Genomic DNA, 14,410 nt, shown 5'->3' with positions numbered 1-14,410 from the left:
AATGCATCGGGAGAAGCCGTGACCACACCAAGTCTCCAACCCGGGCGAGGGATATTCCGTCGCAAGCCGATCGACTCGATCATCGAGGACGGCGGCGACACCGGGCTCAAGCGAACGCTGGGCCTGTGGCAGCTCACCGCGATCGGTGTCGGCGGCATCATCGGCGCCGGCATCTTCTCCCTGGCCGGCGCCGTGGCCAACGAGAAGGCCGGGCCGGCGGTGCTGATCTCGTTCCTGATCGCGGGCATCGCCAGCGCGGCCGCGGCGTTCTCCTACGCCGAGTTCGCGGGCATGATCCCCAAGGCCGGTTCGGCCTACACCTACGGCTACGCGGTGCTCGGCGAGGTCGTCGGGTGGCTGATCGGCTGGGACCTGCTGCTGGAGTACACCGCGATCGTCGCGGTGGTCGCCATCGGCATCTCCGGGTACTTCAACGAGCTACTCGGCTTCCTCAACATCGATCTACCGCTGTGGATGATGGGCGCGCCGGGCACCGAGGCCGGTGCCGCGCCGGAAGGCAGCTACAAGATCAACCTGTTCGCGGCGCTGCTGTGCCTGCTGATCGCCTTCATCCTCAACCAGGGCATGAAGAGCGCGGCGCGCTTCGAGACGATGCTGGTGTACCTGAAGGTCGCCGTGGTGCTGGTCGTGATCGTCGTCGGCGCCTTCCACATCAACGCAGGCAACTACAACCCGTTCTTCCCGTTCGGCATCAGCGGTGCGTTCGCCGGTGCGGCGACGGTGTTCTTCGCGGTCTTCGGCTACGACGCGATGAGCACGGCGGCCGAGGAGTCCAAGGACGCGCAGCGGCACATGCCGAAGGCGATCATGTACTCGCTGGCCATCTCGATGGTGCTCTACGTGCTGGCCTGCCTGGTGCTCACCGGCATGGTCCCGTTCCAGCAGATCAGCAGCGAGAGCGCGTTCGCCACCGCCTTCGCCGACGTCGGCCTGCCGGTGCTCGGCGCGATCATCGCGGTCGGCGCCATCCTGGGCATCCTCACCGTGCTGTTCACCTTCATGCTCGGCGTGACCCGCGTGGGCTTCGCGATGAGCCGGGACGGCCTGCTGCCGAAGTGGTTCTCCAAGACCCACCCGGTGAAGCAGGTGCCGAGCCGCTTCACCTGGCTCATCGGCATCGCCTCGGCCGGGATCGCCGGTCTGCTGCCGATCGGCGAGGCCGCGGAGCTGACCAACATCGGCATCCTGCTGGCGTTCGTGATCGTGTGCGCCGCCGTGATCGTGCTCCGCTACAAGCGGCCGGACCTGCCGCGCGGCTTCAAGTGCCCGGGCATGCCGATCGTGCCGATCATCGGCATCGTGTTCTCGATCTGGCTGGTCACGTTCCTCGACCCGGTGACCTGGCTGCGGTTCGCCGCCTGGTTCGCCATCGGCCTGGCGATCTACTTCGCCTACGGCTACCGCAAGTCGAAGCTGAACGAGGTCATCACGACCGAGCCGCCGAAGTGACCTGCTGACCCCGGTCCACGACCGGAACCCGGAACGCCGGATGACGCCCCTCCCCCTGCGTCGTCCGGCGTTCCGGCGTTCAGGCGCAATTTCAATGGAAATCGAAGGTCCGATTTCCATTGAAATTGCGGAAATGGAAGTTGTTGTCCGCGAAGCGGAATGAGTCGCGATCGATCAAGGGTGTTCGCTGTGTCTCAGCGTGCACTGGATCACAGCGCGGCGGGGCTCCGGCGTCCTAGGGTTTTCCCGGGCGTCGCCGGAAGTTCCCGGGGGCGTTGGAGTTCCTGCCGGGCCTCAATGCCGAGGGGTACTTGTGACGCGCGTTCGCGAACTGAGCCCGTATGTCGAGCTGCACCGAGCGCAGTGGCGGGAGCTGCGCGATTCCCTGCCCCTACCGCTGTCCGAGGACGAGCTCGTCGCCCTGCGCGGGCTCGGCGAGCCGGTCGACCTCGCCGAGGTCGCCGATGTCTACCTGCCGCTGTCGCGGCTGATCAGCCTCCAGGTGGCGGCACGCCAGCGGCTGCACGAGACCACCACGACGTTCCTGGGCGAGGAGACGAACGGCACGAAGGTGCCGTTCGTGATCGGCATCGCGGGCAGCGTCGCGGTCGGCAAGTCGACCACCGCGCGGATCCTGCGCACGCTGCTGGCGCGCTGGCCCGACCACCCGCGGGTCGACCTGGTCACCACCGACGGCTTCCTGTACCCGAAGGCCGAACTGGTGCGCCGCGGCCTGATGCACCGCAAGGGCTTCCCGGAGAGCTACGACCGGCGGGCGCTGCTGCGCTTCGTCACCGAGGTGAAGTCCGGCGCCCCGGAGGTCACCGCGCCGGTCTACTCGCACGTCGCCTACGACATCCTGCCCGGCGAGCGGAACGTGGTCCGCAAGCCGGACATCCTGATCATCGAGGGCCTGAACGTGCTGCAGCCGGGCCCGAGCCTGGCGGTGTCGGACCTGTTCGACTTCTCGATCTACGTCGACGCACACACCGACCACATCGCCCGCTGGTACACCGACCGCTTCCTGGCGCTGCGCAGCACGGCGTTCGCGAACCCGGACTCGCACTTCCACCACTTCTCGGAGCTCTCCGACGAGGAGGCCCGCGCCGAGGCCGAGCACCTGTGGCGCACGATCAACGAGCCGAACCTCGTGGAGAACATCCTCCCGACCCGCCCCCGCGCGACCCTGGTGCTGCGCAAGGACATCGACCACTCGATCAACCGGGTCCGCCTCCGCAAGCTCTGATCCGCAAGAACGATCACGGCGAACCCGCGGCTCCAGTAACCTCCGGTCGGCCACACCGAAACTGGAGCAACGAGATCGACGGCCACCCGCGCGCGGGCACCGGCGTGGTCGTCTCGATCCGCGTCGAGCCGAACCGGGCTCCGCAGGAGATCTGGGTGTGGGACGCCCGAATCGGCGCCCTGCAGATGGACCTGGGCTACCTGGAGGCGCTGGCGCTGACCAAGGGGACCTTCGGCTGGCAGTACCTGTTCACCGACGCGTCCCTGGCGCGCGACGATTTCCACCACACGGCGCGATACCTGAAGTCGATGCTCCGCGTCTTCCCCGAGATCTTCCCCCACCACGACTACGCGACCCTGCAGGAGCGACTCGCCGCCCGGCTCTGACCTTCCACCCGGCGATCCGGCCCGCCACGGACGAAGCCCGCTGGATCACGGCCCAGGTGATCAACACCGAACGCGGCTCGGCCGCTGGCGTCACCGCGGGTCTGGTTCCGGGCTGCGGAGGGGGCGCGGGATGGTGCTCGCGAAGGTGAGGTCGGCGAGGAGCTTCAGCGCCGCTTCCGAGGACGAGCCGGGCTCCGCGTTGAACACCGCGATCCGCTGGCCTTCGTCGTCCGGGATTTGCAGCAGTTCGGTGCCGAGCGTCAACGCTCCGACCAGCGGGTGGTGGTACGACCTGCGGTCGTGGGCGCAGCCGCTGACCGGGTGGGCCGCCCACAGCGCGGCGAACTCCGGGCTGTTCATCGTCAGTTCGCCGATCAGCTCGGTCAGCTTCGGATCGTCCGGGTACCGCCCCGCGATCAGCCGCAGGTCGGCCGCGGTGTCCTTGGCCTTGCGCGCCCAGTCGCCGAACAGCTCGCGCAGGTGCGGGTCGAGGAAGAACAGCCGCGCCCAGTTGGGCCGGTCCGCGACCCGCTGCGGGGCGTCGAAGTCGAGGTGAGCGGCGAGTAGCGCGTGCGCCATCCGGTTCCAGGCCAGCACATCGGTGCGCCGCCCCAGGACGAGCGCGGGAACATCGCCGAACGACTCGATCATGACGCGGATCGCCGGGCGGAGCTGCTCGGGCCGAGACCTCTTGCGCCCCTTGGGTTTCCGCCTCGCCAGGCCGTAGAGGTGCGCCCGTTCGTCCTCGTCCAGGCGCAGCACGCGGGCGACGGCGTCGAGCACCGCATCGGAGGCGTTCGGGCTCTGCCCCTGCTCCAGGCGCGTGTAGTACCCGGCGCTCACCCCGGCGAGCTGCGCCAGCTCCTCCCGGCGCAGTCCGGGCACTCGGCGACGACCGCCGTAGGTGACGATCCCGGCCTCCTCCGGGCCAATCCTGGCCCGCCGCGAACGCAGGAACTCCCCCAGCTCGGAACGCTGATCCACGCCGCCCATCATGCCGCCTCCGGCGGCGTCGAACCTGCACCTGCCAGGTGCAGGCACCGCGGGTGTACACGCCGCAGAGGGCTGGGTAGCGCTCGCCGGGCGTCGCAGGCTGGTTCCCGCAACATCGAACATGGTGAGGAGAACATCGTGAAGGCGATCGTCATCGGGGCAACGGGAATCATCGGCGGCGCGGTGGCCGAGGCACTGGAAGCCAGCGGTCACGAGGTGCTGCGCGCGGCGCGCCGCGGGCCGCTGCGGGTCGACATGGAGGACCCCGGCTCCATCGACGCGCTGCTGGAGTCGGTGGGCCCGGTCGACGCGATCGTCTGCTGCGCGGCGAGCGGTCGGCTGGCCTCGCTCGTCGAGTCGTCCGACGCCGAGTTCACCCTTGGGCTGCAGGGGAAACTGCTGGGGCAGATCGCGTTGGTCCGCCGGGCTCCGAAGTACCTGCGGGACGGCGGATCCATCACCATCACCAGCGGCAGGTGGGAGGCGCTGCCGGGCGGCTCGTTCGCCGCCGTGGTCAACGCCGGCCTGGACGCCTTCGCCCAAGCCGCGGCGGTCGAGCTCCCCCGCGGCATCCGCCTGAACGCGGTCAGCCCGGGCTGGGTCCGGGAAACCCTGGTCCGCTTGGGGATGGACGGCACCCCGGGCACTCCGGCCGCCGAGATCGCGGGCCGCTACGTGGAAGCGGTGGAATCCGGCGTCCAAGGCCGGCGCCTGACGTGAACCGGGTCCTATGTGGAGGGATGGTCGTCGGCGACGGGTGGGCACGAAGCCGGGCCTGAAGGGGCAAATCCGCCCGGAAGGCCTCGGGGTTCCGCGAGACTGGCCCGCACGTACCGCCGAAGGAGTTTCACCCATGGATCCGTCCCAGCCCTCGACCGTCGCCGAGTGGCGCGAATTCTCCAGGACTACAGCACCGAGTTCCTCGCTGGTGGCGACCACCCGCAAGGACGCCACCGAATAGCGGTCAGCGGCGGGCGGCCCGGCGGGACAGCAGCAGCTGGAGGTGGGCACTCAGGCGTTCCGTCGGGTTGGTGAGGTCGATGCCCGTGATCTCGCCGGCCCGGCGGACCCGGTAGCGCAGCGTGTTCGGGTGCACGTGCAGGCCGTCGCTGGCTCCCCGGACGTCGCCGAACGCCTCCAGGTACGCCAGCAGCGAGCGGGCCAGATCGGTGCCGTGCTCCGCGTCGTGCTCGTGCAGCACCGCCAGGCGGGAGTCGCGGAAGCGCTCGTTGCCCTGCAGCACCGTCAGGATCTCGCTGATCACCACCTGCGCCCGGACGTCCGAGATCGTCGCGATCTCCGCGCGCAGGTCGTGGGTCATCGCGTCGAGGATGCGGTCCGCCTCGGTGCGCGACTCCGCCACCTCGTCCAGCGTCCGAGCCGCCGAGCCCACGCCCACCTGCACCCGCGCCCGCAGGTGCTGCTTGGCCGCCGCCACGATCTCCCGCGTCAGGCTCAGCGCCGACGCCACCGCCGAGCGTTCCGGCAGGTCCGGCAGCAGCACGTACACCCGCGAGCCGATGGTGGTGACCAGCGCGCTGCGCCGGTAGGCCGAGGCGTGCACCGAGATCAGGCTGGTCATCTCGGCGCGCTGCAGCTCCAGTTCGGAGCGGTCCGCGCTGGCGTCCGGCGGGCGCAGCGTGAACACCACGACCACCGCGGGCTTCGCCGGGTCCGCGCCGATGTTGTCGGCCACCGACTGGGCGTCGATGAGGCCGTCGAGCAGCCCGGTCAGCAGGTTCTCCCGGAACCGCGGCCCCGCAGTGGCCTCGGTGCGCTGCCGGATCAGCTGCAGCGCCGCCACGCGCGCCGCGCCCAGCAGCGCCCGCTCGGAGTGCTCCGACAGCGGCCGCTTGCCCTCCTGCACCCAGATCGTGCCCAGCGGCTGGGTGCCCGCGTGGATGCCGACCGCCATCCGGCGGCGGATGCCCAGGTCGGGCCGCTCGTCGATCCGCACGACGTCCTCGCCGGCGCGCAGCCGCTGGTAGACGCCCCACTCCCGGAGCATCGCCAGGTACGGCTCCGGCCCCTGCCTGCCCAGGATCGACAGCCGGCGCAGCTCGTCGACCTCGTCGTCCGAGCGCGAGTAGGCGAGCACCCGGCTCGCGGTGTCCTCGATCGCGACGATGCCCTCGGTCATCGCCGCCACCGTCTGGGCCAGCGAGAACAGGTCCCCCAGCGCCTCGCCCAGATCCGCGTCGGTGGTCAGGCGGGCGTTGTCGACGGCCGAACGCGCGAAGGACTCCAGCCGCTCCCAGCGGACCTCGGGCCGCACGCCCAGCAGCGCGATCCGGCAGTCGATCGCGGTGTCCCGCAGGGCTCGCGCATCGGATTCCGAGTCGACCTTCACCGCCACGGCCGCCGCGCTGTCGCGCGCCGCCGCACGCACCAGCCGGGCGGCCGCCCGGCCCCGTGCGCCGATGACCAGCACGAAGTCGCCGTTGCGCCCGCTGCCGGACTCCTCCTCCGGGTCGACAATGACGACGTCGCGCACCTCGACCTCGAAGCCGCGCGGCGCCGCGAGCACGTCGACCAGCGGCTCGCCCACGGCGATCAGGAGTTGGCGCAATGGCACCCCCACCACGGCGACGCCCACCGCGTCCACCGCCGGGGAGTTTTCGACCTCGTGCAACCCAGGAACCCCACTTGTTCAACCGGACAATCCGATATTGACAACGATAGCCGAATGGACAAGCCCGGGGCGCTAACGAAACCTTAATCTCCCAAGTAACAGGACCCTTGTCCCAGACAGCGACTCTCGCAAGGAGGCGAAATTGGCCATGGACGCCATCACTTCGGTCCCGGTGCCCTACAACGAGCCGGTCAAGGGCTACGCGCCCGGCTCGCCGGAGCGGGAGTCGTTGCAGAAGCGGGTCGCGGAGCTGGAGTCCGAGCGCATCGAGCTCACCCAGACCATCGGTGGCGTGCAGCGCCTCGGCGGCGGTGACGAGTTCGACGTGGTCCAGCCGCACGACCACCAGCACGTGCTGGGCACCGCCGCGCAGGCCACCACCCAGGACGTCGCCGACGCCGTGCAGGCCGCCAAGGACGCCGCCCCCGCGTGGGCCGCGACGTCGTTCGACGAGCGCGCCGCCGTGCTGCTGCGCGTCGCCGACCTGCTCGCCGGCCCGTGGCGCGACACCATCAACGCCGCCACCATCCTGGGCCAGTCCAAGTCGGTGCAGCAGGCCGAGATCGACGCCGCCTGCGAATTCATCGACTTCCTGCGGTTCAACGTGCACTACGCGCGGCAGATCATGGCCGAGCAGCCGCGGTCGGTTCCCGGCGAGTGGAACCGCATGGACTACCGCCCGCTGGACGGCTTCGTCACCGCGATCACGCCGTTCAACTTCACCGCCATCGCCGGCAACCTGCCCACCGCGCCCGCGCTGATGGGCAACACCGTGGTGTGGAAGCCGACCCCCTCGCAGCAGTTCGCCGCGCACTTCACCATGCGGCTGTTCGAGGCCGCCGGCCTCCCGGCGGGCGTGATCAACCTCGTCACCGGTGACGGCCAGGCCGTCAGCGAGGTCGCGCTGACCGACCCGGGCTTCGCCGGCCTGCACTTCACCGGCTCCACCGCCACCTTCAAGAAGCTGTGGCGGATCGTCGGCGACAACCTCGACAGCTACGGCAGCTACCCGCGCATCGTCGGCGAGACCGGCGGCAAGGACTTCATCGTCGTGCACCCCTCGGCCAACCCGGCCCCGCTGGCGACCGCGTTCGCCCGCGGCGCTTTCGAGTACCAGGGCCAGAAGTGCTCGGCGGCGTCCCGCGCCTACGTGCCGCGCTCGATCTGGGAAGGCGGCCTGCGCGACGAGCTGGCCGACCTGACCCGCTCCGTCCGCTACGGCGACGTCACCGACTTCTCCTTCTTCGGCGGCGCCGTCATCGACGCCCGCGCCTTCGCCAAGCACAAGGCGGCCCTGGACCGCGCGGCCAAGACCGACTCCATCGAGGTCCTCGCCGGCGGCGGCTACGACGACTCGGTCGGCTACTTCGTCGAGCCCACCGTGCTGGTCTGCGACGACCCGGCCGACGAGGTGTTCACCACCGAGTACTTCGGGCCGATCATCGCCGTGCACGTCTACGACGACGCCAAGTACTCCGAGATCCTCGACGTCGTCGACTCCTCCAGCCCGTACGCGCTGACCGGCGCGGTGTTCGCCACCGACCGCAGCGCCATCGAGCTGGCGCACCAGAAGCTGCGCGGCGCGGCCGGCAACTTCTACGTCAACGACAAGCCCACCGGGTCGATCGTCTCCCGCCAGCCCTTCGGCGGCAGCCGCGCCTCCGGCACCAACGACAAGGCCGGTTCGCTGCTGAACATCCAGCGGTGGACCAGCCCTCGGGCGATCAAGGAAACCTGGGACGCCCCCACCGGTATCTCCTACCCCCACATGGGCTGAGCGTTCGGGGCGCCCTCGGCCGAGGGCGCCCCGAACCCCCGAGCAGTTCCCCACTCCGGACCCTTCGCCCGTTCGGCGAACCGCGGCACGCACTTTCGACTGCAGGCAACGCGGAAGGCAGGAGATCCCCGAAACCCCCGAGCACAGCTGCAAAGAAGGAGACCACGATGCTGCGCAGCACCCTGCTGGCCGCCGCCCGTTCCCAGGGCGTGCGCCGACTCGTGGAGGCCAACCCGCTGACCAAGCCGGTCGTCGAGCGGTTCGTGGCCGGCACCACGCCCGAGGACGCGGTCCGGGCCACCCGGGCCCTGCGTGACCAGAACATGTACGTCACGCTCGACCACCTCGGCGAAGACACCCTCGATGCGCAGCAGGCCACCGACACCGTCCGCGCCTACCAGCAGATGCTGGAGGTGCTCGCCACCGAGGGCCTGGCCGACCGGGCCGAGGTCTCGGTGAAGCTCTCCGCGGTCGGGCAGTTCCTGCCCAGCGACGGCGAGAAGATCGCCCTGGACAACGCGCGGCTGATCTGCGAGGCCGCGGCCGCCGCCGGCACCACGGTGACCCTCGACATGGAGGACCACACCACCACCGACTCGACGCTGGGCATCCTCCGCGACCTGCGGGTGGACTTCCCGTGGGTCGGCGCGGTGCTGCAGGCGTACCTGCACCGCACCGAGCAGGACTGCCGCGACCTGGCGGGCGAGGGCTCCCGGGTCCGGCTGTGCAAGGGCGCCTACTCCGAGCCCGCCTCGGTGGCCTACCAGGACAAGTCCGAGGTGGACCGCTCGTACGTCCGCTGCCTGAAGATCCTGATGGCGGGCGAGGGCTACCCGATGGTGGCCAGCCACGACCCGCGGATGGTCGCGATCGCCGCCGACCTGGCCGCGCGGTCCGGGCGCAGCGCGGACAGCTACGAGTTCCAGATGCTGTACGGCATCCGGGCCGAGGAGCAGAAGCGGATCGCCGCGGAGGGCAACAAGCTGCGGGTGTACGTGGCCTACGGCGACGAGTGGTACGGCTACTTCATGCGCCGCCTCGCCGAGCGCCCGGCCAACCTGGTCTTCTTCCTTCGTTCGCTGATCTCCCAGAACTGATCCGGCGCCCCCGAACGGCCCGGCCCGATTCCCTTTCGGGCCGGGCCGTTTCCCATGCGCCGCAGATCACGTCGGCACGCCCGGTTCGCGTCGTTAATCTGAATCTTGAAAGATTCTTCGCGTTTCTGGGTGGGACACAACATGCACAGGCCGGCCGCAACGCTCTTCCGGATCGCCGTGGCGCTCGCGGCCGTCGTCGGGATCTACCTGAGCACCAAGGACGGCAGCTTCACCGGCGCCCTGGTGTACTTCACCATCCAGAGCAACGTCGTGGTGGCCGTCGTGTTCGCCTGGGCCGCGGTGGCGACGGCGTGCGGAGCGGGACACCCGCCGAAGTGGCTCAAGGGCGGCACGACGCTCTACATCGCGATCACCGGGCTGGTCTACAACCTGGTGCTGGCCGGGCAGCCGTTCCAGATGACCGCGACGCTGTCCGGCGCCTGGGAACTGGGCAACCAGCTGGTGCACCTGGTCACCCCGATCGCAGCGGCGGTCGACTGGCTGCTGTTCGACGAGCACCGCCGGTTCCGCTGGGCCAACGCGCTGCACTGGCTCGCCTACCCGTTCGGCTACCTGGCGTTCGCCCTGATCCGGGGCGCGCTGCTGGACCGGTACCCGTACCCGTTCCTGGACGTCAACACCCTCGGCTACGACGGGATGGCGCTCAACGTGGTGATCTACGGCGGAGCCTTCTGGCTCCTCGGCCTGGCGATGGTGGCCGTCGACCGGGCGCTCCCCCGCAACGCGCCCGCGGTCGCAGTCCCCGCCGTGCCACGCGTCGCGGCCTGACCTTCGCGCGCAGTTTCAATTGAAACCGCACGCACCACCGGAAACGTGCCTCAGGCGCGCTGCTTCCGGCGGTGGTGGAGGTTCGCCAAGGCCGTCACCGCGAAGGCGCACGCGCACGCCACCAGCATCGCCAGGGCCATGCCGAGCTTGTTCGTCGCGATGAACGGCGGCACGAACGCCGGCAGGTAGGCCGTCGCTTCCGAGCCCGTCCAGCCCACCAGCGCGCCACCCGCCGCCGCGCTCAGCAACGCGCCCGCGAAGACCCGCTTGTCGGCGAGCAGGAACGGGTACGCCGCCTCCACGAAGGTGCCGAAGCCGAAGTTGACCGCCGCACCCGAGGCCGCCAGCGCGCGCTCGCCGCTGCTGCGCGGCAGCACCACGTTCGCCAGCGTGATCCCGAGGCTGACCATCACCAGGCCCACCATGTCGATGGCGCCGAAGAAGCTGTGCCCCTTCTCCCCCATTTCGACCAGCACGAGCGGCAGGATCACCGCGTGGTAGACGCCGCCGATGATCGCCGGCCACATCACCAGCCCGGCCACCGCACCGGCCAGCAGCGGGTTGAACTCCACCAGCTCCTCGATGCCGGCCTTGACACCATCGCCGATCGCGCTGGTCAGCGGCGCGAGCGCGAAGTGGACGACGAGCCCGCCGAGCAACCCGGCGAGACCGCCGACGGTGCTCGATGCCGGGCACTTCATCGCCGAGGACGAGCCGCGGAAAACCGCGGCGGCACTGCTCGACTTCTTCGGCCGCCCCGGTTTCGACGTCCCCGGTTCTTCCGCATCGGCATAGCGCTCCGAAAGACCCGTTCGAGAAACGGCCGGAATCACGTTTTCCGCGACACCACCGCAGCAGCGGAACCGCAGGTCAGCAACTCCTCAGAAGGCATCCGAGGCGATTTGTCAAATCGCTTCGCTGACAGGATCTGCGGCATTTGTCAAATCACTTCGCGGCCAGGATTCGCGGCATTTGTCAAATAGCGCGCTGAGCTGGATTTCTGGGCAGCACAACGATTCTTGGGTACCGTTGTTCGGCAGCGGGGAAATCGTGGCATCGCGGTCGGGGGACAACTGTGCCCGCCGACCGGCCTGAACGGAGGACACCCATTACCGCTCCGGCAAGCACCAGAAGAACCGGCATCCCGGCGCGACTGCAAGCGACCTTCCGGCCGCACGGCCCGCTGCCGTCCGCCGGGCAGCTCGCCCTGTGGGGCACCGACGACCCGTCCGCGGCGGCGACCGAGCTCGGCTTTCCCCTTGGTGCGCAAGGGGAACTGCCGACCGTCCTGCCGTCCGGGCGCGGGGTCGGGGCGGCCGACGTGCCCGCCGTGCTGATCCCGGTCTGCGACGCGCTCGCGCCGCTGGCGGCGCTGCCGAGCCCGGACCGGTGGCCGGGTTGGCGCCGCCCCGGCGACTCGCTAATCGCCTGGAGCGTCGCGGCGAAACTGGCCCTGGAGCACGTCGCCGCCGGGCACCTCGTACCCGAGGTGCGCGACGACATCGCTTGCTGGCGCCTGGCCAACCCCCATGACGACCGGCTCGCCGCGCTCGCCGAGGCCCTGCCCCCGGCCGCGCACGCGCTGCGCCGTGGCGACGCGCTCTGGACCGCGGCGGAACTCCTCGCCGCCTTCGGCGACGCCGTCGCGGACGCGTGCGCGCGGAGCACCGCGATCGCCGGGAACGGCTCCTGGGGAGGCAGGTGGGTCACCGCGCTGACCGGCCCGGATCCGGCGGTGCGGCTCGACGAGCAGACCAGGTCCGAGGTCCTGGCCTGGGCCCGGCCGCTTCCGGCGGGCCCGGCCGGTCCGCTCGGCGGCCGGCTCCGCCTGCGCCTGGAGGTGCCCGCCGACGACGGCACGCCGTGGGCGCTGAGCTTCCACCTCCAGGCCGCCGCGGACCGGACGGTGTCGGTTCCGGCCGCGCGCGCCTGGTCGGCGGGCTCCGCGACGCTCCGGCTGCCGGGCGGTTCCATCGGCGCGCCGCAGGATTCGCTGGTGCGCGGGCTGGCCGAGGCGGCCCGGATCTTCCCGCCGCTGGACGCGGCGCTGTCCGAGCAGTGCCCGACCGAAGCCCTGCTGGACGTCGCGCAGGCGGCGGAGTTCCTGGCCACCGGCGAGGCCGAGCTGACCGCCGCGGGCATCGCCGTCGACGTGCCGACCGATCTCACCGGAGTGCGCCGCCTGCGTGCGCGCCTCCACTCCCCGGATTCGGCGCGGTTCCGCTGGGAGGCCGCCATCGGCGACCAGGCGTTGACGGCGGACGAGCTCGACGAGCTGATCGCGGCGGGCCGCCCGCTGGTGCGCTGGCGCGGCCACTGGGTGCGCGTCGACCTGTACGAGGCGAAGAACGTCCGCGCCGTGCTTGGCAAAACGCACACGCTGTCGGAGTCCGAAGCGCTGGCGGCGGTTCTGGAGGGGCGCCGGGCCACCGAGCTCGGCGAGGTCGAGGTGTCCGCCGGCGGGCGGCTGCGGACGCTGGTCGAGCGGCTCGGCGAGCCGTCCCGGGAACCACGGCTGGCCGGCATCGACGCGACGCTGCGCGGCTACCAGCAGCGCGGCGCGGCCTGGCTGCAGAGCATGGCCGAGCTGGGATTCGGCGCGGTGCTCGCCGACGACATGGGGCTCGGCAAGACGCTGCAGACCATCACGCTGCTGGCCGCCCGCGCCGGTGCGCGGCCGCAGCTGGTGGTGTGCCCGACGTCGGTGGTCGACAACTGGCAGCGCGAACTCAACCGCTTCGCCCCGAAGCTGCCGGTCGTGCGCCACCACGGCCCGCGGCGGCCCACCGCTCCCGGAGCGTTCGCCCCCGGCTCCGTCGTGATCACCACCTACCCCCTGCTGCGCACCGACGCCGCACTCCTGTCCGAAGTGGACTGGGAGGTCGTGGTGCTGGACGAGGCGCAGCAGATCAAGAACCACGCCGGGCAGACCGCGCAGGCCGCCCGCCGCTTGCGCGCGGGCGCCCGGGTGGCGCTGACCGGCACGCCGGTGGAGAACCGGCTCGCCGAGCTGTGGTCGATCATGCACTTCGCGAATCCCGGCCTGCTGGGCGGTTTTCCCCGTTTCAAGGAGCGGTTCGCGGTGCCGGTCGAGCGCTGGCAGGACGCCGACGCCGCACGACGGCTGCGCTCGGTCGTCGCGCCGTTCCTGCTGCGCCGCCTCAAGACCGAGGTCGCCACCGACCTGCCGCCGAAGGTCGAGTCGGTGGTCACCTGCACGCTGACCGACGAGCAGGCCGCGCTGTACCGGAAGACGGTGCGGGAAACCTTCGACGACGGCCTGGGCGCCGGCATCGGGCGGCGCGGGCGCATCCTCAAGCTGCTGACGGCGCTCAAGCAGATCTGCAACCACCCCGCGCACTTCCTCGGCGAGACCGGGCCGCTCCCGGGCCGCTCCGGGAAGCTCACCCGCGCCACCGAGATGCTGGCCGAGGTGGTGGCGGCCGACGACCGGGCGCTGGTGTTCACCCAGTACCGGGCGATGGGCGAGCTGCTCGCCGAGCACCTGGCCGCCGAGCTGGGCCTGCCCGCGGTGCCGTTCCTGCACGGCGGCGTCTCGACGGCGCGGCGGCAGGCGATGGTGGACGCCTTCCAGCACGGCGACACCGCCCCGCCGCTGCTGATCATCAGCCTGAAGGCGGGCGGCACCGGCCTGAACCTGACCCGCGCCACGCACGTCGTGCACTACGACCGGTGGTGGAATCCGGCGGTGGAGGACCAGGCGACCGACCGCGCGCACCGGATCGGCCAGTCCCGCCGCGTGCACGTCCACAAGCTGGTCGCACACGGGACGCTCGAAGAGCGGATCGCCGACCTGCTGGAGCAGAAGCGCGCCCTGGCCGACGCGGTGATCGGCAGCGGCGAGACATGGCTGGCCGAACTGACCGACGACGCGCTGCGCGAACTCGTCGAACTGTCCACGGAGGACTCATGAGCGAAAGTGGCTTCCCCGTTCATGAGATCCGCCCGCAAGATACGGAGGACTCATGAGCAGCCCTGTGTCAACCTCAGTCCTCCTCA

At 70.7% G+C, this 14,410-nt stretch carries 12 protein-coding genes; 9 read left to right on the top strand and 3 right to left on the bottom strand.

Annotated elements, in window-relative coordinates; all coding sequences use genetic code 11:
- The first annotated feature begins 18 nt into the window (after positions 1-18).
- The 4 genes from E1288_RS09870 to E1288_RS09860 all read left to right on the top strand — a co-directional run bounded on the left by E1288_RS09870 (position 19) and on the right by E1288_RS09860 (position 3,102).
- Positions 19-1,470: an amino acid permease gene (locus tag E1288_RS09870; RefSeq protein WP_132483514.1), complete on the top strand. Its 1,452-nt coding sequence runs from the start codon at positions 19-21 to the stop codon at positions 1,468-1,470.
- A 40-nt stretch (positions 1,471-1,510) separates the two neighbouring features.
- Entirely contained in the window at positions 1,511-1,633 is a 123-nt protein-coding gene (locus tag E1288_RS49810) for a hypothetical protein (protein ID WP_268951823.1), read from the top strand.
- A gap of 150 nt (positions 1,634-1,783) precedes the next feature.
- Positions 1,784-2,716, top strand: a complete 933-nt coding sequence (gene coaA / locus E1288_RS09865) for a type I pantothenate kinase (protein WP_132483512.1) — start codon at positions 1,784-1,786, stop codon at positions 2,714-2,716.
- Positions 2,717-2,820: 104 nt separating this feature from the next.
- Positions 2,821-3,102, top strand: coding sequence for a hypothetical protein (locus tag E1288_RS09860; RefSeq protein WP_132483510.1), 282 nt, complete (start codon positions 2,821-2,823; stop codon positions 3,100-3,102).
- A gap of 90 nt (positions 3,103-3,192) precedes the next feature.
- Here E1288_RS09860 and E1288_RS09855 read toward each other — a convergent pair whose 3' ends face one another.
- A complete protein-coding gene (locus E1288_RS09855; RefSeq protein WP_132483508.1) occupies positions 3,193-4,086 on the bottom strand; it encodes a helix-turn-helix transcriptional regulator in 894 nt (297 codons plus the stop codon).
- Between the two features lie 147 nt (positions 4,087-4,233).
- Here E1288_RS09855 and E1288_RS09850 point away from each other — a divergent pair, with 147 nt between their 5' ends.
- A complete protein-coding gene (locus E1288_RS09850; protein ID WP_132483506.1) occupies positions 4,234-4,815 on the top strand; it encodes a short chain dehydrogenase in 582 nt (193 codons plus the stop codon).
- A 244-nt stretch (positions 4,816-5,059) separates the two neighbouring features.
- Here E1288_RS09850 and E1288_RS09845 read toward each other — a convergent pair whose 3' ends face one another.
- A complete protein-coding gene (locus tag E1288_RS09845) occupies positions 5,060-6,727 on the bottom strand; it encodes a PucR family transcriptional regulator (protein ID WP_408013190.1) in 1,668 nt (555 codons plus the stop codon).
- Positions 6,728-6,875: 148 nt separating this feature from the next.
- Between E1288_RS09845 and pruA the strand changes: the two genes are divergently transcribed.
- The 3 genes from pruA (at position 6,876) to E1288_RS09830 (ending at position 10,390) form a co-directional block, all read left to right on the top strand.
- Entirely contained in the window at positions 6,876-8,504 is a 1,629-nt protein-coding gene (gene pruA / locus E1288_RS09840; protein ID WP_132483504.1) for an L-glutamate gamma-semialdehyde dehydrogenase, read from the top strand.
- Between the two features lie 167 nt (positions 8,505-8,671).
- Positions 8,672-9,601, top strand: coding sequence for a proline dehydrogenase family protein (locus tag E1288_RS09835; protein ID WP_132483502.1), 930 nt, complete (start codon positions 8,672-8,674; stop codon positions 9,599-9,601).
- A 141-nt stretch (positions 9,602-9,742) separates the two neighbouring features.
- Positions 9,743-10,390, top strand: coding sequence for a Pr6Pr family membrane protein (locus E1288_RS09830; RefSeq protein ID WP_132483500.1), 648 nt, complete (start codon positions 9,743-9,745; stop codon positions 10,388-10,390).
- Positions 10,391-10,440: 50 nt separating this feature from the next.
- Here the strand turns inward: E1288_RS09830 and E1288_RS09825 are convergent, their stop codons facing one another.
- Positions 10,441-11,091: a hypothetical protein gene (locus tag E1288_RS09825; RefSeq protein ID WP_132483498.1), complete on the bottom strand. Its 651-nt coding sequence runs from the start codon at positions 11,089-11,091 to the stop codon at positions 10,441-10,443.
- Positions 11,092-11,465: 374 nt separating this feature from the next.
- Here E1288_RS09825 and E1288_RS09820 point away from each other — a divergent pair, with 374 nt between their 5' ends.
- Positions 11,466-14,324, top strand: a complete 2,859-nt coding sequence (locus tag E1288_RS09820; RefSeq protein ID WP_235883455.1) for a DEAD/DEAH box helicase — start codon at positions 11,466-11,468, stop codon at positions 14,322-14,324.
- Positions 14,325-14,410 lie beyond the last annotated feature (86 nt).

It is taken from the genome of Saccharopolyspora elongata (genome assembly GCF_004348985.1).
Classification (GTDB): Bacteria; Actinomycetota; Actinomycetes; order Mycobacteriales; family Pseudonocardiaceae; genus Saccharopolyspora; species Saccharopolyspora elongata.
This window is presented reverse-complemented; position numbering and strand designations above follow the sequence as displayed.

What these genes read in the sequence shown, in the direction of transcription:
- E1288_RS09830 (WP_132483500.1), top strand. Translation starts at nt 9,743, where the DNA reads ATGCACAGGCCGGCCGCAACGCTCTTCCGGATCGCCGTGGCGCTCGCG.
- E1288_RS49810 (WP_268951823.1), top strand. Translation starts at nt 1,511, where the DNA reads ATGACGCCCCTCCCCCTGCGTCGTCCGGCGTTCCGGCGTTCAGGCGCA.
- pruA (WP_132483504.1), top strand. Translation starts at nt 6,876, where the DNA reads ATGGACGCCATCACTTCGGTCCCGGTGCCCTACAACGAGCCGGTCAAG.
- E1288_RS09835 (WP_132483502.1), top strand. Translation starts at nt 8,672, where the DNA reads ATGCTGCGCAGCACCCTGCTGGCCGCCGCCCGTTCCCAGGGCGTGCGC.
- E1288_RS09825 (WP_132483498.1), bottom strand. Translation starts at nt 11,091, where the DNA reads ATGAAGTGCCCGGCATCGAGCACCGTCGGCGGTCTCGCCGGGTTGCTC.